The following is a 337-nucleotide window of genomic DNA, read 5'->3' on the forward strand; positions in this document are numbered from 1 at the left end:
TTCGCGCTCGGCTATTACATCACCCCGACGCTTGTCGGCGGGCCGACAGACCAGATGATCTCCAGCTACATCGCCTTCTATACGAACAGCACGCTGAACTGGGGCATGGGCGCAGCGCTTTCCCTGCAACTGCTGATGATCCTCGTGTTGTTTGCGTTCCTGTTCTGGACGGCATCCGTCCTCTTCCGCCGCAAGGCGCATGTCGCATGAGCGCCGACCGCTTCCGGAAATGGCTGATGTATGCCTACGCGGCGGCGTTGCTGGCGTTCATCATCCTGCCCCTGCTGATCGTGGTCCCCATGTCACTGACCTCGAGCAATTCGCTGGCATTTCCAAC

1 pseudogene is annotated in these 337 nt (G+C 59.6%); it reads left to right on the forward strand.

Annotation, left to right across the window (positions count from 1 at the left end):
* Positions 1 to 210 (forward strand): annotated as a pseudogene (locus X726_RS1000000171390) (ABC transporter permease); the annotation flags it as partial.
* Positions 211 to 337 lie beyond the last annotated feature (127 nt).

Source organism: Mesorhizobium sp. LSJC285A00, from assembly GCF_000503155.1.
GTDB lineage: Bacteria > Pseudomonadota > Alphaproteobacteria > Rhizobiales > Rhizobiaceae > Mesorhizobium.